This window comes from Bacillus sp. MBGLi79 (assembly GCF_002953915.1).
In genome coordinates, this window is record NZ_CP026521.1 from 302,100 (window position 1) to 320,871 (window position 18,772).

19 protein-coding genes and 1 other annotated feature are annotated in these 18,772 nt (G+C 47.5%); of the genes, 16 read left to right on the forward strand and 3 right to left on the reverse strand.

Annotation, left to right across the window (positions count from 1 at the left end):
* Window positions 1-2: 2 nt before the first annotated feature.
* On the reverse strand, window positions 3-986 hold the full coding sequence (locus C1T29_RS01700) for a glutaminase (RefSeq protein WP_069839766.1): 984 nt from the start codon (window positions 984-986) through the stop codon (window positions 3-5).
* Window positions 987-1,287: 301 nt separating this feature from the next.
* Here C1T29_RS01700 and glnK point away from each other — a divergent pair, with 301 nt between their 5' ends.
* The 15 genes from glnK to C1T29_RS01775 all read left to right on the forward strand — a co-directional run bounded on the left by glnK (window position 1,288) and on the right by C1T29_RS01775 (window position 17,532).
* The gene (gene glnK / locus C1T29_RS01705; RefSeq protein WP_095431244.1) at window positions 1,288-2,520 is read left to right on the forward strand and encodes a two-component system sensor histidine kinase GlnK; all 1,233 of its coding nucleotides are present in this window, start codon (window positions 1,288-1,290) and stop codon (window positions 2,518-2,520) included.
* Window positions 2,521-2,530: 10 nt separating this feature from the next.
* Entirely contained in the window at window positions 2,531-3,475 is a 945-nt protein-coding gene (gene glnL / locus C1T29_RS01710) for a glutamine utilization two-component system response regulator GlnL (protein WP_014662630.1), read from the forward strand.
* A gap of 225 nt (window positions 3,476-3,700) precedes the next feature.
* Window positions 3,701-4,627: a 5-dehydro-4-deoxyglucarate dehydratase gene (gene kdgD, locus C1T29_RS01715; RefSeq protein WP_041521239.1), complete on the forward strand. Its 927-nt coding sequence runs from the start codon at window positions 3,701-3,703 to the stop codon at window positions 4,625-4,627.
* A gap of 29 nt (window positions 4,628-4,656) precedes the next feature.
* Window positions 4,657-6,123, forward strand: coding sequence for an alpha-ketoglutaric semialdehyde dehydrogenase GucD (gucD, locus tag C1T29_RS01720; RefSeq protein WP_095431179.1), 1,467 nt, complete (start codon window positions 4,657-4,659; stop codon window positions 6,121-6,123).
* An 84-nt stretch (window positions 6,124-6,207) separates the two neighbouring features.
* A complete protein-coding gene (gudP, locus tag C1T29_RS01725; protein ID WP_071580965.1) occupies window positions 6,208-7,575 on the forward strand; it encodes a glucarate transporter GudP in 1,368 nt (455 codons plus the stop codon).
* Between the two features lie 36 nt (window positions 7,576-7,611).
* Window positions 7,612-8,979: a glucarate dehydratase gene (gene gudD / locus C1T29_RS01730; protein ID WP_095431180.1), complete on the forward strand. Its 1,368-nt coding sequence runs from the start codon at window positions 7,612-7,614 to the stop codon at window positions 8,977-8,979.
* 69 nt (window positions 8,980-9,048) lie between these two features.
* Window positions 9,049-9,750: a FadR/GntR family transcriptional regulator gene (locus C1T29_RS01735; RefSeq protein ID WP_095431181.1), complete on the forward strand. Its 702-nt coding sequence runs from the start codon at window positions 9,049-9,051 to the stop codon at window positions 9,748-9,750.
* Window positions 9,751-9,842: 92 nt separating this feature from the next.
* Complete coding sequence (gene garD / locus C1T29_RS01740) at window positions 9,843-11,375, forward strand: galactarate dehydratase (RefSeq protein WP_095431182.1); 1,533 nt, start codon at window positions 9,843-9,845, stop codon at window positions 11,373-11,375.
* Window positions 11,376-11,655: 280 nt separating this feature from the next.
* Window positions 11,656-12,576: a macrolide 2'-phosphotransferase MphK gene (gene mphK, locus C1T29_RS01745; protein ID WP_095431245.1), complete on the forward strand. Its 921-nt coding sequence runs from the start codon at window positions 11,656-11,658 to the stop codon at window positions 12,574-12,576.
* A gap of 56 nt (window positions 12,577-12,632) precedes the next feature.
* Window positions 12,633-12,880: a binding site (T-box leader), on the forward strand.
* 97 nt (window positions 12,881-12,977) lie between these two features.
* Window positions 12,978-13,139: an anti-TRAP regulator gene (rtpA, locus tag C1T29_RS01750; RefSeq protein ID WP_003234807.1), complete on the forward strand. Its 162-nt coding sequence runs from the start codon at window positions 12,978-12,980 to the stop codon at window positions 13,137-13,139.
* Between the two features lie 20 nt (window positions 13,140-13,159).
* Window positions 13,160-14,098: a DMT family transporter gene (locus tag C1T29_RS01755; RefSeq protein ID WP_095431183.1), complete on the forward strand. Its 939-nt coding sequence runs from the start codon at window positions 13,160-13,162 to the stop codon at window positions 14,096-14,098.
* A gap of 96 nt (window positions 14,099-14,194) precedes the next feature.
* Window positions 14,195-14,875, forward strand: a complete 681-nt coding sequence (gene ycbL, locus C1T29_RS01760) for a two-component system response regulator YcbL (RefSeq protein WP_095431246.1) — start codon at window positions 14,195-14,197, stop codon at window positions 14,873-14,875.
* A 1-nt stretch (window position 14,876) separates the two neighbouring features.
* Window positions 14,877-15,812, forward strand: a complete 936-nt coding sequence (locus C1T29_RS01765; RefSeq protein WP_071580959.1) for a HAMP domain-containing histidine kinase — start codon at window positions 14,877-14,879, stop codon at window positions 15,810-15,812.
* Window positions 15,813-15,903: 91 nt separating this feature from the next.
* On the forward strand, window positions 15,904-16,827 hold the full coding sequence (locus tag C1T29_RS01770) for an ABC transporter ATP-binding protein (RefSeq protein WP_095431184.1): 924 nt from the start codon (window positions 15,904-15,906) through the stop codon (window positions 16,825-16,827).
* An 18-nt stretch (window positions 16,828-16,845) separates the two neighbouring features.
* Window positions 16,846-17,532: an ABC transporter permease gene (locus tag C1T29_RS01775; protein ID WP_095431247.1), complete on the forward strand. Its 687-nt coding sequence runs from the start codon at window positions 16,846-16,848 to the stop codon at window positions 17,530-17,532.
* Here the strand turns inward: C1T29_RS01775 and C1T29_RS01780 are convergent.
* Together C1T29_RS01780 and C1T29_RS01785 are read right to left on the reverse strand one after the other, a co-directional pair.
* On the reverse strand, window positions 17,493-17,627 hold the full coding sequence (locus C1T29_RS01780; protein ID WP_119122840.1) for a hypothetical protein: 135 nt from the start codon (window positions 17,625-17,627) through the stop codon (window positions 17,493-17,495). The two genes, C1T29_RS01775 and C1T29_RS01780, sit on opposite strands and share 40 nt — an antisense overlap.
* Window positions 17,587-17,973, reverse strand: coding sequence for a YndM family protein (locus C1T29_RS01785; protein ID WP_095431185.1), 387 nt, complete (start codon window positions 17,971-17,973; stop codon window positions 17,587-17,589). The genes C1T29_RS01780 and C1T29_RS01785 overlap by 41 nt, the downstream gene beginning before the upstream one ends.
* A gap of 359 nt (window positions 17,974-18,332) precedes the next feature.
* On the opposite strand from C1T29_RS01785, the gene cwlJ reads away from it, so the two are divergent.
* On the forward strand, window positions 18,333-18,761 hold the full coding sequence (cwlJ, locus tag C1T29_RS01790; RefSeq protein ID WP_095431186.1) for a cell wall hydrolase CwlJ: 429 nt from the start codon (window positions 18,333-18,335) through the stop codon (window positions 18,759-18,761).
* The last annotated feature ends 11 nt before the right edge of the window (window positions 18,762-18,772 follow it).

The following is an 18,772-nucleotide window of genomic DNA, read 5'->3' on the forward strand; positions in this document are numbered from 1 at the left end:
GTTTAAAAAATACTGAGTTCCCACTCCTGTGCCATATGCTTCAGCAGCATACCCCCGGTGAGGCTGTTGCCGTATTCGTCAATGGCAGGCCCGTAAATGCCGATACCGCATCCGGATTGAAAAGGCTGTTCTCTTCTGGCGCTTGGAGGAACCAGCGCCATGATGCCGCCGGAGACGCCGCTTTTGGCCGGCACGCCGACAAACGCCGCATATTTGCCTGAAGCATTGTACATGCCGCACGTCAGCATTAACGCCTTGGCCAATTTTGCCACATCTTTTGGAATCACCTGCTCGCGTCGAATCGGATGATACCCGTCATGGGCAAGGATCAGGCCGATCAACGCGATGTCTTCTGTGGTGCTCTCCATGGCGCATTGCTTCAAGTACACTTCAAGTGTTTCTTCTACGTCAGCTTCTAAAAAGTTTGTTTCTTTTAAATAGTAGGCCAGCGCTCTGTTGCGGTGGGCGGTTTCCCATTCAGAACGGAACACTTCCTCATTAATTCTCGGTTGTTTTCCTATTAAAGTTTCCATCACCGAGTATAGAAACTCGAGCTTTTTGTATGCCGATTCACCGGGAAGAATCGAGGCGATGGTAAGGGCACCCGCGTTGATCATAGGATTAAACGGCTTTCCCGGCTTGTTGATTTCGAGCCGAATGATTGAATTAAAGGCGTCGCCTGTCGGTTCGACATCTACGCGGTCCAGCACATAGGGAATGCCGCGGCTCATGCAGGCGGCGATAAAGCTGATCACTTTGGAAATGCTTTGCAGGGTAAAAGGGACGTTCCAATCGCCGGCATGTATCATCGTTCCGTCAGGCTCCAATATACAAATGCCGAGCTGTGAGTCATTGACTTTTCCTAAAGCGGGGATATAGTTTGCACTTTGTCCATTGGCGGCAAAGGGGCGATAATGCTCAACCCAATGATGCAGCTGTGACGCCGGGTTTATTTCTTTCAGAGTCTCTTTTATCAATTCTTTCATCGAATTCCTCCTCACTGATTTTCTTCTTTAAGGACTGAGGTTTATCAAAGCGAAGGCTGAAGGGGCGTTAAACGCTTTCATAAAAGCGGATGGTATATTTACTTTATAATGGCGACTACAGAATCATACAAAATACGACAAAAACATTTTGAAAATAAGCAGTAAGATTTATAAAAACCTGATTTTCTGGGTCAAAAGCAATTTGCAGGTTTTCTCCCGTTTCTCCAAAATAAAAAGCGAGGATGTGATCATCATAAAACTGGAACGTTTTATCGAAAAAGACGGATATATACTGGCTCTCATGCTGATTACGGTGCCGCTGGCCGGTGAACTGAAATTTTATCCCCTCAATGAAGAATTCCGGGTCAGCTTTGGCGCACCGGTTTTTTTCTTCTTTTTATCGTTGTTGCGGCATGTGCCCGCTGTGCTGCCGGGTTTTCTGACTGGAGCGGCTGTGTTTATCTTTCGCGTCTTTCTGGAATTATGGGGCGGAGGGCACAACGGATTGACTCCGATTCTGTATGACCAAGCGTCTAGCTTTTTCTTTTATATGACTTACGCTTGCCTGTTTTACATACTAAAGGCCAATCGTTTCCGTGAACGGCCGATTATGCTCGGTTTCATCGGGTTTATGATTGAAGTTGTGTCAGATTGTGTCGAGCTGGCTGTGCAATTTCTCATTTTTCATACGGTTGTCACGCCTGAGGAAATCACTGACATTGCGGTGATTGCGATTTCTCACACATTTATCGTGATGAGCTTTTATAGTGTGCTGAAGCTGTATGAAACACAATCGAGAGAAAAACAGACAAGGCAGCAGCATGAGCACATGCTGATGATCGTTTCTAATTTATATGAAGAAACGGTGCATCTAAAAAAGACTTTGAAAACGACAGAGAAAGTGACAAACGATTCGTATCAGCTCTATCGGGAAATGAAGGGCAAGGATCATCAGCTCAGCGGCAGAATCCTGAGACTGGCCGGGGAGATTCATGAAGTGAAAAAGGACAACCAACGGATATTCGCCGGGCTTTCAAAACTGATTTCGAATGAGAGTTTGAGAGATTATATGAGGGCCTCTGATTTGCTGCAGCTCGTGATTCGAATGAATGAAAAGTACGCTGAAGCACTGGGAAAGCAGATTGATTTTTACTGCTCCATAGAGGGAGAGCATGACGAATATCACGTATTTATTGTGCTTTCGATCATTAATAATCTAACGGCAAATGCGGTAGAGGCTATGGATGAAGAGGGAATGATCAGCCTGAGGCTCCATAAGTTAAATGAGAGTATGGTAGAATTTCAGGTGGAAGACAATGGTCCCGGTATATCTGAAAAAATAGGGGAGATTGTGTTCGACCCGGGCTTTACTTCAAAATATGACGAATTCGGCACGCCTTCTACGGGAATAGGACTTTCCTATGTGAAGGAAATGGTGACTGAACTAGATGGGGATATTACGTTTGATAATCAGCAGCGGGGAGTGGTGTTTGCCATCAGGCTGCCTGTCCGGCATTTGATTCAGAAAGGGTGAACCGAAAGCTATGCGTTTTTTTATCGCTGATGATGACCGTGCGGTACGGTCGATTTTAAGGCAGATCATTGAGGACGAGGATCTTGGGGAAGCTGCTGGTGAAGCAGACGACGGAAGCCAAGTGGAAGGGCATATGCTGCAGTTCAAACAGATTGATATTTTATTAATTGATCTGTTAATGCCCGGAAGAGACGGCATTGAGACAATTCGTGAGATCCAGCATACGTACTCCGGCAAAATCGTCATGATCTCTCAAGTGGAGGCAAAGGAAATGGTCGGAGAAGCCTACTCGCTCGGCATCGAATATTTTATCCATAAGCCGATTAACCGCATTGAAATTGTTACGGTTCTCCAAAAGGTGAAGGAGCGGATTGAGCTTGAACACTCGATTGGAGCCATTCAGCATTCACTAAGCCGGCTTGTCAATCGGACTGATCGGAAAGCGCGTCCCCAGCAGAAGAGTGACAGCGGTTTAAAAGAGGCGGGAGCATTTCTGCTGTCCGAGCTGGGCATGATGGGAGAAGGCGGCGCACAGGATCTCATGGCGGTCCTGCAGTATTTAGCAGAATATGAGCAATCCGAGCCGCACGAAAAACAAAGCCCTTCGCTAAAACAAATATTCACCCAAGTAGCCGAACGGAAGCTGGGGACAGGGGCCTCTCAGACGGAGGTCAATCGAGAAATGAAAGCCTCAGAGCAGCGTATCCGCAGAGCGATTATCCATTCGCTGCACCATTTTGCATCACTGGGGACAACTGATTTTTCGAATCCAAAATTTGAAACCTATGCGTCGAAGTTCTTTGATTTTCCGGTAGTCAGCCAGAAAATGAAAGAACTCCAATCCAAGGATGCAAAACCTCTCGCCCCTGCTAGAATAAATATGAAAAAATTCATCCACGTGTTTTTTTTGGAAGCGAAGCTTTTGCACGAGACGATGAAACAAAGAAGGATATAAACCAAACAGCCGGCTGATCCGGCTGTTTTTTTGCTGCGCAGAATCCCGGCGGGACAGCGATTTACTGTTTTTTTATAAAATATCAGAAAATAAAGATATTGACTTATTGTTTATTTGTCTTACAATTAAACAAAAGGATATACGGGAAGGAGCGGATGTGAAAAAAAGATTTATAAAGCGCTTTCAGTTAGGGGCTGTATACACAAATAACAGGAGGTTATGTTGATGAGCCGTATCAGAAAAGCACCCGCTGGCATTTTAGGTTTTCCGGTTGCTCCTTTTAACACACAAGGAAAGCTGGAGGAAGAAGCTCTTTTTCAAAACATTGAGTTTTTGCTGAAAGAGGGCTTAGAAGCGATATTTATCGCTTGCGGGTCTGGTGAATTTCAATCTCTCAGCCAGAAGGAATATGAGCAAATGGTGGAAGTCGCAGTCTCTGCAGCCGGGGGAAAGGTGCCGGTTTACACTGGGGTGGGCGGCAACCTCAGCACAGCGCTTGAATGGGCGCAGCTGTCGGAGAAAAAGGGCGCCGACGGCTACTTGATCCTGCCCCCGTATTTGGTGCATGGCGAACAGGAGGGACTGTATCAGTATGCGAAAACGATTATTGAAAGCACTGACTTGAATGCGATTCTCTATCAGCGTGATAACGCCATTCTCGCTGTAGAACAGATCAAACGCTTGACCGAATGTGAACAGCTTGTCGGTGTCAAAGACGGGGTAGGGAATATGGATTTAAATATTAACCTCGTCTATACGATCGGCGACCGCTTAGGATGGCTCAATGGAATGCCGATGGCTGAAGTGACGATGCCGGCTTACCTGCCGATCGGATTCCACTCTTACTCTTCAGCGATTTCAAATTATATCCCGCATATTTCGCGAATGTTTTATGATGCATTGAAAAACGGAGATGCCGAGCTGGTGAAGGAAATCTATCAGCATGTGATTCTCCCAATCAACGACATTCGCAAACAACGAAAAGGCTACGCCGTATCCTTGATTAAAGCGGGGATGGAGATCATGGGGCTGAATGTAAGAAATACAGCCAGACCGCCTGTCGGCCCGGTTGAAAAGGATCATTATCAGCAATTGGAAGCGATTTTGAAGCAGGCGGCTGACCGTTTTCCGAAAAAAGCCGCAACGGTTTGACCAGAAAAAACACGAGAGGGGCAATGGGCATGTCTGTGATCACGGAACAAAACACGTATCTCAACTTTATTAACGGAGAGTGGGTTCAGTCTCAATCAGGCGATATGGTTAAGGTCGAAAACCCTGCCGATGTGAATGATATTGTCGGTTATGTACAGAATTCAACAGCTGAGGATGTGGAACGTGCCGTCGCCGCCGCCAATAAAGCCAAAACGGCTTGGAGAAAGCTGACGGGTGCTGAGCGGGGCCAATACTTATACAAAACAGCGGATATCATGGAGCGTCGCTTGGAGGAAATCGCTGCCTGTGCAACGCGTGAAATGGGCAAAACACTGCCGGAAGCGAAGGGAGAAACAGCCCGGGGGATTGCCATTCTGCGCTATTACGCCGGAGAGGGCATGCGCAAAACGGGTGACGTCATTCCGTCTACTGACAAAGACGCCCTCATGTTTACCACCCGTGTCCCGCTCGGTGTGGTCGGCGTGATTTCTCCGTGGAACTTCCCTGTGGCGATTCCGATTTGGAAAATGGCGCCGGCACTGGTATACGGCAATACCGTTGTCATCAAACCGGCGACAGAAACAGCTGTGACATGCGCGAAGCTCATTGCCTGCTTTGAGGAAGCGGGGCTGCCGGCAGGGGTCATCAATTTGGTGACAGGCCCGGGCTCTGTTGTCGGGCAGGGGCTTGCTGAGCATGACGGTGTAAACGCCGTTACGTTTACCGGTTCAAATCAAGTCGGAAAAATCATCGGGCAAGCCGCTTTAGCGAGGGGAGCTAAATATCAGCTTGAAATGGGCGGCAAAAACCCTGTCATCGTAGCTGATGACGCTGACCTTGAAGCTGCGGCTGAAGCTGTCATTACGGGGGCCTTCCGTTCAACCGGCCAGAAATGCACCGCGACAAGCCGTGTCATCGTACAAAGCGGCATTTATGAGCGCTTGAAAGAAAAACTGCTCCAGCGCACAAAGGATATTACAATCGGAGACAGCTTAAAAGAGGATGTCTGGATGGGACCGATCGCCAGCAAGAATCAGCTTGATAACTGCCTGTCATACATTGAGAAAGGCAAGCGGGAGGGCGCTTCCCTTTTAATGGGAGGAGAAAAGCTGGAGAACGGAAAGTATCAAAACGGCTATTATGTTCAGCCTGCGATCTTTGACAATGTGACATCTGAGATGACGATTGCCCAGGAGGAAATCTTCGGTCCGGTGATTGCTTTGATCAAGGTTGATTCGATGGAGGAGGCGCTGGATATCGCCAATGATGTGAAGTTCGGTTTAAGTGCATCCATCTTCACGGAAAACATCGGCAAAATGCTTTCTTTCATTGAAGAAATCGATGCCGGGCTGGTTCGGGTGAATGCAGAAAGCGCAGGTGTTGAGCTGCAGGCGCCTTTTGGCGGCATGAAGCAGTCGAGCTCCCACTCCCGCGAACAGGGGGAGGCGGCGAAGGACTTTTTCACAGCGATCAAAACCGTTTTTGTGAAGCCGTAATGGTGCTGGAAAGAGGCGTATGTCTCTTTCCCAGCTTTATCACAGCCAGCATATGATTCTCTACTTTGAAAAGGAGAAGATACTATGAAAAAAGACTTTGCGAGTGTTACACCGGCGGGCAAAAAAACGTCTGTGCGCTGGTTCATCGTGTTTATGCTGTTTCTTGTGACCTCTATTAACTACGCGGATCGAGCGACGCTTTCCATCACCGGAGATTCCGTCCAGCATGATTTGGGATTGGATTCGGTCGCCATGGGATATGTCTTTTCTGCCTTTGGCTGGGCCTATGTCATCGGGCAGCTTCCGGGCGGCTGGCTGCTGGACCGTTTTGGTTCTAAGACTGTCATTGCGTTAAGCATCTTTTTCTGGTCGTTTTTTACGCTGCTGCAAGGGGCGATTGGCTTTTTCTCAGCCGGCACAGCGATTATCCTGCTGTTTGCACTGCGTTTTCTGGTAGGCTTATCAGAAGCGCCTTCATTTCCTGGAAACGGCAGAGTTGTTGCCTCATGGTTTCCAAGTTCCGAGCGCGGGACAGCTTCAGCCTTTTTTAATTCAGCACAATACTTCGCAATCGTCATTTTTTCTCCTTTAATGGGCTGGCTCACCCACTCTTTCGGCTGGCATTCCGTCTTCGTTGTCATGGGGGCTGCGGGGATTCTTCTGGCTGTCATCTGGCTAAAAACGGTGTATGAACCGAAAAAACACCCAAAGATTAACGAAGCTGAGCTTGCGTACATCGAACAGGGCGGCGGGCTGATTTCCATGGATGACAGTAAAAGCAAACAAGAAACAGAATCGAAATGGCCGTATATCAAACAGCTGTTAACGAACCGCATGCTGATTGGCGTGTACATCGCGCAATATTGCATTACGACTCTCACCTATTTCTTTCTCACATGGTTTCCGGTATATTTGGTTCAGGCCCGCGGCATGTCTATTCTAGAAGCTGGGTTTGTCGCTTCCCTGCCGGCGCTGTGCGGATTTGCCGGCGGCGTGCTTGGAGGTATTGTGTCAGACATCTTACTCAAAAAAGGCCGTTCACTGACCTTTGCTAGAAAAGTGCCAATCATTGCCGGCATGCTGCTGTCTTGCAGTATGATCGTCTGCAACTATACAGATTCAGCGTGGCTCGTCGTTGTTATGATGTCGCTCGCGTTTTTTGGAAAAGGCTTCGGCGCACTGGGCTGGGCTGTCGTGTCGGACACGTCTCCGAAAGAGTGTGCAGGACTGAGCGGCGGTTTGTTCAACACTTTCGGAAATATTGCCTCGATTACAACACCGATTATTATCGGTTACATCGTCAATGCCACAGGATCATTTAATGGCGCGCTCGTGTTTGTCGGCGCTAATGCGATTGTTGCGATCCTCAGCTATTTGCTGCTGGTCGGCCCGATTAAACGGGTCGTGTTAAAGAAACAAGAACAAGACCCCGATCAATCATTGCCTGTCTAATATTTATGAAAGCGCTTTATAAAAGGAGGAGAAAGCATGGGTTCATCGATACAAGAGCAGGTTCAAAAAGAAAAGAGATCGAATATTCCCTCAATTTCAGAAATGAAGGTGATTCCGGTTGCGGGACATGACAGCATGCTGCTGAATCTAAGCGGAGCGCACAGCCCGTTTTTCACCCGGAATATCGTAATCTTAACAGACAGCAGCGGAAATCAGGGAGTTGGCGAGGTGCCAGGCGGAGAGCGTATTCGCCGCACACTGGAGCTGGCAGAGCCGCTTGTTGTCGGAGCATCCATTGGTGCGTACCAGGCGATATTGCAAAGGGTCAGAAAGCAGTTTGGCGATCAGGACAGGGGAGGACGCGGAATCCAGACGTTTGATTTGCGCACCACTGTGCACGCCGTCACCGCATTGGAAGCGGCTTTGTTGGATTTGTTTGGAAAATTCCTTCAGGAACCGGTCGCAGCTTTGCTTGGCGAAGGGAAGCAGCGAGATGAAGTGAAAATGCTTGGTTACCTTTTTTACATCGGCGACCGAAAGCGGGCGACCTTGCCTTATCAAAGCGATGAGCAGTCAGATTGTGCGTGGTTCCGTCTGCGCCATGAGGAAGCGCTGACCCCCGAGGCCATTGTGCGTCTTGCAGAATCAGCACAGGAGCGCTATGGCTTTCAGGATTTCAAGCTCAAAGGCGGGGTGCTGCGAGGAGAAGAAGAAATCGAAGCTGTTACCGCCTTATCGAAACGTTTTCCAGAGGCAAGGATCACCCTTGACCCGAACGGGGCGTGGTCATTAGAGGAGGCTATTGCATTATGCAAAGGAAAGCAAGATGTGCTCGCGTACGCAGAAGATCCATGCGGTGATGAGAACGGCTACTCCGCTCGTGAAGTGATGGCTGAATTCCGCCGCGCGACAGGGCTTCCGACTGCGACAAATATGATTGCGACCGACTGGCGGGAAATGGGTCACGCGATTCAGCTTCAAGCGGTGGATATACCGCTGGCTGATCCGCACTTTTGGACGATGCAAGGGTCAGTGCGGGTGGCGCAAATGTGCCATGATTGGGGTTTGACATGGGGCTCGCACTCCAACAACCACTTTGATATTTCCCTTGCGATGTTTACCCATGTGGCAGCAGCAGCTCCGGGGCGCATCACGGCGATTGATACCCATTGGATTTGGCAGGACGGCCAGCGATTAACGAAACATCCCTTTGAGATTTCCGCTGGCTGTGTCAAAGTCCCTGATAAACCTGGGCTAGGCGTCGATATTGATATGGAACAAGTGGAAAAAGCGCATGAGATCTACCAAAAAATGAATGTAGGCGCCCGAAATGACGCGATCTCTATGCAGTTTCTGATCAGCAACTGGAAATTTGACCGAAAGCGCCCGTGTCTTGTGCGATAAGTTTTATTGTAAATATTGTCATATCGGCTATTTTGTCTTACAATTGAACAACTGAAGGGAGAGTTGTTCGTGTACGAAGGTTTAGAGGATTTGAAAGTCGATACAGTCAATCGGAAAACATTAGCCAAACAGGTCATCGAACGGATTGTCCATTTATTATCGAGCGGACAGTTGAGGGCCGGAGACAAATTGCCGACAGAAATGGAACTGATGGACATTTTGCATGTCAGCAGGCCGGTGCTTAGGGAGGCGCTCAGTTCACTTGAAACGCTGGGCGTCATTACGAGAAAAACCCGCGGGGGCACATATTTCAACGATAAAATCGGCATGCAGCCCTTTTCCGTCATGCTTGCCTTGGCGACTGATAATCTTCCGGCAATCATTGAAGCGCGGATGGCGTTAGAACTAGGACTCGTGACGATTGCCGCGGAAAAAATCAACGAGGATGAGCTTCAGCGTTTGCAGAAGACAATCGACGACATTGCCAACAGCACTGACAATCTTTATGGTGAAGCGGATAAAGAATTCCATCGAATTATAGCGTTAAGTGCCAATAATCCCGTTGTAGAGGGGATGATTCAATCCCTCTTAATCACCCATGCGAAAATTGACAGCCAAATACCGTACAGGGAGAGAGATGTAACGGTCGAATATCACAAAAAAATCTACGACGCCCTAGTCAACAGAGATCCTTACAAAGCGCATTACCACATGTATGAGCATCTGAAATTTGTCCGTGACAAAATTCTAAAAGGACTGGATGAAAAATAATGGTGAGACAACCGCAGTTGAAACGTAAGAGCTGCGGTTTTTTTAAAACCAATTTAGAAAACGCTTACTAAGATATGAGGAGTGATTTTCATATGGCGATGAATCTCAGGCAAAACCAAGCGCCCCTCTACATCAAAGTGAATGCCACAGATAACACGGCGATTATTGTAAATGATGGAGGACTGCCAAAGGGCACTGTTTTCTCATGCGGGCTCGTCCTTGAAGAGGATGTCCCTCAAGGCCATAAGGTGGCCTTAACCGATCTCAATCAAGGGGATGAGATCGTGCGTTACGGAGAGGTGATCGGGTTTGCTGATGAGACGATCAAGCGCGGAAGCTGGATACGGGAATCCCTCGTGAGAATGCCCGCTCCTCCGGCGTTAGACGATCTTCCTCTCGCAAACAGGGTGCCGCAGCCGCGGCCGCCTCTTGAAGGCTACACTTTTGAAGGATACCGTAATGCGGATGGCAGTGCGGGGACAAAAAATATCCTCGGCATCACCACAAGTGTTCAATGTGTCGTTGGCGTATTAAATTATGCGGTCAAACGGATCAAAAAAGAGCTGCTGCCGAAATACCCAAATGTCGATGACGTTGTGCCGCTGCATCATCAATATGGATGCGGCGTGGCGATCAATGCGCCCGACGCCGTCATTCCGATCCGCACGATTCAAAATCTCGCGAAGCATCCGAACTTCGGCGGAGAAGTAATGGTAATCGGATTGGGATGTGAAAAGCTCCTTCCGGCAAGAATTGCCTCTGAGAATGATGATGACATTCTATCGCTCCAGGATCATCAAGGTTTTGCGGCGATGATCCAATCCATTTTGGAAATGGCGGAGGAGCGGTTAATCAGGCTGAACAGCAGAACCCGGGTGTCTTGCCCTGTTTCAGATCTGGTTATCGGCCTGCAATGCGGCGGCAGTGATGCGTTTTCCGGCGTGACGGCGAACCCTGCCGTGGGGTATGCGGCTGATTTATTGGTTCGCGCAGGTGCGACGGTTTTATTTTCTGAAGTGACAGAGGTACGTGATGCCATTCATTTATTAACGCCTCGTACTGTCAGTGAAGAGGTCGGACAATCGCTGATCAATGAGATGAAGTGGTATGACAGCTATCTCCGGCGGGGAGAAGCTGACCGAAGCGCAAACCCGTCACCAGGCAATAAAAAAGGCGGATTATCCAATGTTGTGGAAAAAGCGTTAGGCTCGGTGGCGAAATCAGGCACTAGCCCTATCTCCGGCGTGCTCGGCCCAGGTGAAAGGGCAGAGCAAAAAGGCCTGCTGTTCGCCGCGACACCGGCAAGCGATTTTGTGTGCGGCACCCTGCAGCTGGCTGCGGGCATGAATCTGCAGGTGTTTACGACAGGGAGGGGAACACCGTACGGCCTGGCGGCTGCACCGGTGCTGAAAGTATCGACGCGGCATTCATTATCAGAGCATTGGGCGGATTTAATCGATATCAATGCCGGCCGAATCGCGACAGGAGAGGCCAGTATCGAAGATGTAGGCTGGGAAATCTTCAGAACGATTTTGGATGTGGCAAGCGGCCGCAAACAAACGTGGGCTGACCGTTGGGGTCTTCATAACGATTTGTGCTTGTTCAATCCTGCTCCAGTGACTTGATTCATTTTTTTATAGCGAAGAGATGGAATATGCTGTAAAATGCAATTAACGTCTAGGAAACGGAGGGGTTACAGCATGGCATTTATTAGATTCCGAGTGACACGAATTCAATAGTGAACAACTCTCGCCTGAATGAGGGAGAATCGGGATGAATCCGCCTATGTATGAGCCCTTATATGGTTATCAAAAAAGAGGGTGGCGATGCTTGCCCTCTTTTTTTGTGCCTTCAAACATCCCTTCTCTCTACAGCAGGCCGGAGCATGAGAAAGGGGAAATGGGGATGACAAACCTTGCCGAAAAACAGCTAATTACAGAGATTGTCGGGCTTGCACGCAACCAAGGTTTGAGAGTTCGCTCTGAGAACGCGCAATTGAATGAAACCGGAATGGACTTTCAAGTTGTATTTGCCGAGGACGATACAGGTATGCAATGGGTGCTGCGAAAGCCGCGTCGCAGTGATGTTGTGGAAAGAGCATCTGCGGAAGGCAAAACGCTTGCCTTTCTCCGCGCGAATCTTACAGCTGATGTGCCGGATTGGAGAATTCACACACCGGAATTGATCGCTTACCCAATGTTAAAAGGAACGCCGGCTGCTGGAATTGATTTGGAACAAAAGCAATATGTATGGAATATGGATCATCAGCCGCCGCCAGACGACTTTGTCCGCACACTTGCTGGCATACTGGCTGAATTACATGGCACGGATCTAATATCTGCTGGGCAATCCGGAATAGAAGTGATAAGTCCAGAAGATTTCAGGCAAATGACAGCAGACTCTATGGTTGATGTGAAAAATAAGCTTGGCGTATCTACGACGCTTTGGGAAAGATGGCAAAAGTGGATAGATGATGATGCATACTGGCCGGGTTTCTCTTCTTTGATACACGGCGATCTCCACCCGCCGCATATTCTTATCGACCAAAATGAACGTGTCACAGGGCTTCTGGATTGGACAGAAGCGAAGATTGCAGATCCAGCCAAGGATTTTGTTCTTTATCAAACCATTTTTGGGGAAAAAGAAACTGCCCGTTTACTTGAACACTATGATCGAGCAGGCGGCCGGATATGGGCAAAAATGCAGGAGCACATTTCAGAGATGCAGGCGGCGTATCCGGTGGAAATCGCCAAGCTCGCTCTGCAAACACAGCAGGAGGAGCACGTTCATATGGCGCTGGAAGCGCTCGGTGTAACATCGGATTAGGAATTGACTTCATTTCATGAACCAAGTATTATAAACTTTACAAATAATAGAACGGAACAACAATCGTGAGGAAGAGTAAGTACGCATCAGAATGGAGGTTCAGAGAGTCGGTGGCAGGTGTGAACCGATCCTCCCCTGATGCCGAATGGGCTTCTGAATTGCTTTGCTGAACGGATAGTAGGCGATGCCGGGTTTCTCTCCCCGTTACCAGGAGAGGAGTATTGAAACATAGGTTTTCTGTACTTAGAGTGAACGGCTGTATAGCTGTTAATAAAGGTGGTACCGCGAGACCCTCGTCCTTTGCATAGGATGGGGGTTTTTTTGTGTTTCTTAAAGGAGGTGACGGCCAATGGACGATGGCTGGTGGTGCATAGCAGATGAATAGGAAAGGAGGATGTCAAATGGTCATTGCAACTGATGATCTTGAGGTCGCATGTCCTAAATGTGAAAGAGCGGGAGAAATTGAAGGAACACCATGCCCGGCCTGCAGCGGGAAAGGTGTTATTCTGACTGCCCAAGGATATACGCTTCTCGATTTTATCCAAAAGCATTTGAATAAGTAAAGGAGAATAGCTGAGCTGAGATGAGAAAAGAAGAGAAGAGGAAGTTTCGCGAGGCCGCTTCAGGTACAATTTTTTTGCTGATCGGAACGGTTTGTTTTGCGTCTAAGTCAATTTGGATTAAATGGGCCTATCAAATGGGTGCTGAGCCAGACGCGGTGTTGTTATACAGACAGCTGATGGCTGTTCCGCTGTTTTGGCTGATTTTTTTGATATACCGCCCTCCAATGCCAGGCGGCAATAAAAAAGGAGACCTATGGAAGGCTTGTGGCGCGGGAGTGTTTTGTTTTTTTCTGTCTCCCCTGCTTGATTTTATCGGGCTGAACCATGTATCCGCAATGGTTGAACGTATATTGCTGATGAGCTATCCATTGTTTGTGTTTGGATTTACCGCGTGTCGTGACCGGAAAATGTCTTCAATTCAGGACCTTTTCGCAGTGCTGGCGGTCATGTTCGGACTTTTCTTAGCGTTGGGCGGCTGGGATGCTGAGCTTTTTCAGGCGAATATGATTGGATCTGCATTCATTTTGTTATCCTCGGCCGTCTATGCCGGTTATCTTGTCCTTTCCGGGCGGCTCGTCCATCAAATCGGAGGCATCCGTCTTAATGCGTACGGGATGACAGCTGCCGGAGCGGCCATGATGCTTTACATTGGCATCAAATCGACAATCGGTCTGAATACACCAATAGCAGCATATCCGCCTGCTGTCTATGGTTTGTTTGTGTTAATCGCAGTCGCGACTACTGTGATTCCATTTGTGCTGATGCTTGAAGGCATAAAACGAATCGGGGCACAGCGAGCCGCCGCCATTTCAATGGCAGGGCCTGTCCTGACGATTTTCTATGGGGCTTTATTTCTTGGTGAACGGCTTCGGCTTATTCAAGCCATCGGATGTGGTGCCGTATTCTTTGTCATTACGGTGATGGAATACAGGAAGCTGAAAACAGGAAAAAATGAATAATTTTTATAAAACACACACGTTTTTCAATTACAATAAGTGTAATTACGTGTGTGTTTTTTGATTTTGTAAAGGTTAGGTGAGAAGATGCAGAGCATATTGCTTGTGGAAGACGACCACTCAATCAGTGAAATGGTGGATCATTATTTAACAAAAGAAGGCTTTCGGATTGTACATGCTTTCGACGGAGAAGAGGGCATCCGGCTGTTTCAGCAGAGTTCATACGATTTGATCCTCCTCGATATCATGCTCCCGAAGCTGAACGGCATGGATTTTCTGAAAATCATCCGGGAAAGAAGCAATATACCGGTCTTAATGATTTCGGCAAAAGACGGAGATGTGGACAAGGCATTGGGATTGGGTTTTGGGGCGGATGATTATATCGCCAAACCGTTTTCGATGATTGAGCTGACAGCAAGAGTAAAAGCCGCGATACGAAGGGCGACTCAATATTCAGCAGAGGAACCGGCTGAGAATAAGGTGATCCGGATTCACCAGCTTGCGATCGATATAGACAATGTCTCAGTTATGAAAAATGGAGAACCGCTTCAGCTGACATCAACAGAATGGCAGCTGCTGTGCCTATTTGCGGCAAATCCTAAAAAAGTGTTTACGAAAGAACAAATCTACCGTTCTGTCTGGAATGAAGAGTATTTTGGCGATCAAAACATTATTAACGTACATATGCGGCGGCTTAGAGAAAAGATTGAAGATGACCCCTCCTCCCCTCAATATATTAAAACCCTATGGGGCATCGGTTATAAATTAGGAGAGTTTTAGAATGACAGTGCTATGGGTGGCCGCCGTCATCGTTCTGGCGTGCCTGAATGTGATTCAATTCATAATGAAAAAGAAGCGAGACGGGAATTTGGCATATATGGCAGAACAGCTTGGCTCCATGCTCAGGCAGGATTCGGCGGGGCGAATTTTGCTTCCTACAGACGATCAAGCGCTCAAAGACTTGCTTGTTAACATCAATCTTTTCCTTGAGAATCGTCAGCAGATCAGTGCCCGGTTTGCGAAAACAGAGCATTCCATGAAGCGAATGCTGACCAATATGTCGCACGACCTGAAAACGCCGTTAACGGTCATTCTCGGTTATATCGAAACCATTCAAAGTGATCCGAACATGCCTGACGAAGAGCGGGAAAGATTGCTGGGGAAGCTCCGCCAGAAAACAAATGAACTCATTCAGATGATCAATTCCTTTTTTGATTTAGCGAAATTAGAATCTGAAGATAAAGACATCCCAATCACCAAAGTACATATGAACGACATATGCAAACGCAATATCCTGCATTATTATGACGCAGTTCAATCTAAAGGCTTTCGTGCAGCCATTGATATCCCGGATACGCCGGTGTATGCGCAGGCGAATGAAGAGGCTCTGGACAGAATCCTGCAAAACCTATTGTCAAATGCGATTCAGTATGGCGCGGCCGGCAAGTTAATCGGACTGACGCTGTCATATGATGAGACGAACATTGCCATCACCATATGGGATCGCGGAAAAGGGATAAGTGAAACCGATCAGCAGCGGGTGTTTGAAAGGCTGTACACACTTGAAGAATCCAGAAATAAAGCATTTCAGGGAAGCGGTCTCGGTTTAACCATCACAAAGCGGCTTACAGAAAAAATGGGGGGCGCTATATCTGTCAAAAGCAAGCCGTACGAACGGACTGCATTTACGATCACATTGAAACGCATGACATTTTAAACGTAAGAATTTCGTAAGGTGTGAGAAATAAAAATGACAGGGCTCGCCGCTACAATAAAAAACAGGAAAAGAGAGGGAAGGAGAAACAAATTTGACTTATATCGTACAAACAAACGGACTGACCAAAACGTATCAGGGCAAAGAGGTTGTATCCGATGTCAGCATGCATATTAAAAAAGGTGAAATCTATGGCTTTCTCGGCCCGAACGGCGCGGGGAAAACAACCATCATGAAAATGCTGACGAGCCTTGTTAAACCGACAAGCGGTGAAATCATCATCCTTGGGAACAAGCTCACCCACACGTCATATGAGGTGCTGGGAAACATCGGCAGCATGATTGAATATCCGATTTTTTATGAAAACCTGACAGCTGAAGAAAATTTAGAGCTGCATTGTGAATATATGGGATATCACAATAAAAAAGCCATTCAAGAAGTGCTGGATATGGTGAATTTAAAACAAATCAACGAGCAGCCCGTCAAAACCTTTTCGCTCGGAATGAAGCAGCGCCTTGGAATTGCGCGTGCCATCCTCACAAAGCCGGATCTGCTTATTCTGGATGAGCCGGTGAATGGGCTTGACCCTCTCGGCATTAAAAAAATCAGGCAATTGTTTCAAGTGCTGAGCAAAGAGTACGGCATAACGCTGCTGATTTCAAGCCACCTGCTGGGTGAAATCGAACAAATCGCGGACACGATTGGCGTCATTCGGGACGGCAGACTGATTGAAGAGGTATCAATGGAGGATGTCAGAGGCCAGAACACTGAATACATTGAGCTTGTTACATCGAATCAGACAAAGGCCTGCTTTGTGCTTGAGAAAGAGCTGAATTTAACGAACTTTAAAATCTTAAATGAGAAAACGATTCGAATTTACGAGGCTGAAGCCACTCAGTCTGACATATCCAAAGCGTTGGTTTTGAATGATGTAGACATTGAATCAATGAACAAAAAGTATACGTCGCTGGAGGATTATTTTATCAACTTGATCAACGGCAATAGCATCAGTGCGTAAAGGAGGAGAGACACGTTGGTGAATTTGATCAGAATCGAATTAAGAAAAATGAAAATAGGCTGGTATGTCAGAGGCGCCCTCATTGCCAACCTGATTATTATGGGCTTTTTATGGCTGATCAGTTATTCCGAAAAAGCTGATGGCGGGGTTTCGTTCCAAAGTACGGATGAAGCATTCCTCATCATCGGTACCTTCGTCAGAGCGGTATTTATCGTATTTGGCGCAGTGCTGATCGCAAAATTGGTGATTTCGGAATATAAAAACAAAACCATTCTTGTGATGTTTACGTACCCGATCAGCCGTAAAAAGCTGCTCACCGCTAAGCTCATGATCGCGGGCGGACTGACGTTTATCACGATTTTACTTTCAAATATACTCATAGCCGCCGGTTTCTTTTGGCTGAACTCGATCTACCATTTCATACCGGGAGAGCTTACTTCCGAGATCATTTCTCAACAGGCGGTCAAAATGGCGGTTTTCGCTTTTGGCGCCGCTGGAACCAGTTTAGTTCCCATCTTTTTTGGGATGCGTAGACACTCGGTTCCGGCGACCATCATTTCATCTGTAGTAATTGTGATGCTCATCAGCTCAACAAGTCCGGGCTTCTCGATTTCATCTGTTGTGTATATCCCGTTATCGTTAGCGGCATTCGGATTGTTCTTTTCCTACATGGCGATCAGGAATGCGGACAAGCAGGATGCGTAAACAAAGGCGCCCAATATGTATAAAAGGCCGATGCTGTCAGCACCGGCCTTTCCATTATGAGTCTGTTCTTGTTTCAAGATAATGCTTCTTGCCAATTTCTTTGCTCATCATATAGAAATGGAAGCAATATTCACCGATTGCCATGACGATCGCGCCGAATAAAGCCGCCAATGCAATTTCACCGCCAGTCATCCCCATAGAAAGCGGCATGCCCATCAGCCAGATCACGAGAAAGGCCAAACCAAAATCAGCCAAAGTTGCAATCATATTATTCCATTTCGGCAATACATAAAGATCGCCCAGCAAATAAGAAATAACCCCTAACACAATCGTCATTAGCAGCGTATCACCAAACGTGAAACCAAAGCCCAGACCAAGCACCAGATACAACACAATAATCGTCATAATACCTTTAATCGCGAGCGCTTTCACATGTGTCATTACATTTCCTCCTTTTGTCAGTTGATTTGTTATGTATAATTCCTCAAATGTAAAAACTTAAACCTTATTTCGTGTTTTTCCGGAGCGGGTGCAAAATTGCCGGGAGAGGGAGGCCCAGCGCCATACATTTATTAAGGCGGATGAATCAGCATTGAGTCTCCTGCTGTTCGTCAGCGGAAATTGCAGAGTCCGTCTCGCACCAGACGCTGCTTTGACGGCCAACCACCCATTTTTCTTTGTAGCAAACAAAATGTTTGGTGTTTTTAGATGAATTAATTTTTAAAAACTTCTCCTGTCCCTCAGTCATCACTTCTGAAGTAATGAAATATGATGAAAGGAGATCAAGGGGAGGTGACGTGATGGCGGTCGTGAAAGCAACGAGTGCGGATGTCGATTTGCTGGCAAGGCTGCTCAGAGCGGAAGCGGAAGGCGAAGGCAAGCAGGGGATGCTGCTTGTCGGCAACGTTGGAATTAATCGGCTGCGGGCGAATTGCTCAGATTTTAAAGGCCTCCGCACCATCAGGCAGATGATTTATCAGCCACACGCGTTTGAGGCTGTGACTCATGGATATTTTTATCAAAGGGCGCGGGATAGCGAGCGTGCCCTTGCACGCCGGTCGATTAATGGTGAAAGGCGCTGGCCTGCAAAATTTAGTTTATGGTACTTCAGGCCGGAGGGAAACTGTCCCGCCCAGTGGTATAACCAGCCGTTTGTGGCCAGGTTTAAGTCACACTGCTTTTATCAGCCGACGGCGGAGACGTGTGAAAATGTATACAACACATTTTAGACAGGACACCG

Bases quoted from the DNA above. Each gene is read 5' to 3' on its own strand.
- C1T29_RS01700 (WP_069839766.1), bottom strand. From the start codon at position 986: ATGAAAGAATTGATAAAAGAGACTCTGAAAGAAATAAACCCGGCGTCA.
- glnK (WP_095431244.1), top strand. From the start codon at position 1,288: ATGCTGATTACGGTGCCGCTGGCCGGTGAACTGAAATTTTATCCCCTC.
- glnL (WP_014662630.1), top strand. From the start codon at position 2,531: ATGCGTTTTTTTATCGCTGATGATGACCGTGCGGTACGGTCGATTTTA.
- kdgD (WP_041521239.1), top strand. From the start codon at position 3,701: ATGAGCCGTATCAGAAAAGCACCCGCTGGCATTTTAGGTTTTCCGGTT.
- gucD (WP_095431179.1), top strand. From the start codon at position 4,657: ATGTCTGTGATCACGGAACAAAACACGTATCTCAACTTTATTAACGGA.
- gudP (WP_071580965.1), top strand. From the start codon at position 6,208: ATGAAAAAAGACTTTGCGAGTGTTACACCGGCGGGCAAAAAAACGTCT.
- gudD (WP_095431180.1), top strand. From the start codon at position 7,612: ATGGGTTCATCGATACAAGAGCAGGTTCAAAAAGAAAAGAGATCGAAT.
- garD (WP_095431182.1), top strand. From the start codon at position 9,843: ATGGCGATGAATCTCAGGCAAAACCAAGCGCCCCTCTACATCAAAGTG.
- mphK (WP_095431245.1), top strand. From the start codon at position 11,656: ATGACAAACCTTGCCGAAAAACAGCTAATTACAGAGATTGTCGGGCTT.
- rtpA (WP_003234807.1), top strand. From the start codon at position 12,978: ATGGTCATTGCAACTGATGATCTTGAGGTCGCATGTCCTAAATGTGAA.
- C1T29_RS01755 (WP_095431183.1), top strand. From the start codon at position 13,160: ATGAGAAAAGAAGAGAAGAGGAAGTTTCGCGAGGCCGCTTCAGGTACA.
- C1T29_RS01765 (WP_071580959.1), top strand. From the start codon at position 14,877: ATGACAGTGCTATGGGTGGCCGCCGTCATCGTTCTGGCGTGCCTGAAT.
- C1T29_RS01785 (WP_095431185.1), bottom strand. From the start codon at position 17,973: ATGACACATGTGAAAGCGCTCGCGATTAAAGGTATTATGACGATTATT.
- cwlJ (WP_095431186.1), top strand. From the start codon at position 18,333: ATGGCGGTCGTGAAAGCAACGAGTGCGGATGTCGATTTGCTGGCAAGG.